Below are 287 nucleotides of genomic sequence, written 5' to 3'. Positions count from 1 at the left end.
AATGAAAGTGTCGGCATGGTATGGTCTAACCTTGCGCTGCAATGGTGTAATGATCTGGAGCACACGTTTGCCGAGATGCATCGCATTTTGCGTACCGATGGTCTGGTGATGTTTAGCACCTTTGGCCCGGATACGCTGAAGGAACTACGCCAGTCTTTTGCGCAAGTGGATGCGTTCAGTCACGTAAACCGCTTTATCGACATGCATGATATCGGCGATCTGCTGGTGCACAATGGTTTCTCTACGCCGGTGATGGATATGGAATATATTACCTTGACCTATCCGGA

Annotated in this window: 1 protein-coding gene; it reads left to right on the top strand. The window is 49.1% G+C overall.

Going from position 1 to position 287, the window contains the following annotated elements; translation table 11 throughout:
- Positions 1–15: 15 nt before the first annotated feature.
- Positions 16–287 (top strand): methyltransferase domain-containing protein (locus LZP69_RS16175; protein WP_234201719.1); only part of this gene is annotated, 272 nt, incomplete at its 3' end.

It is taken from the genome of Shewanella sp. AS1 (assembly GCF_021412565.1).
Lineage (GTDB): Bacteria > Pseudomonadota > Gammaproteobacteria > Enterobacterales > Shewanellaceae > Shewanella.
The sequence above is the reverse complement of the archived record's forward strand: the minus strand, read 5'-3'. Positions and strand labels throughout refer to the sequence as shown.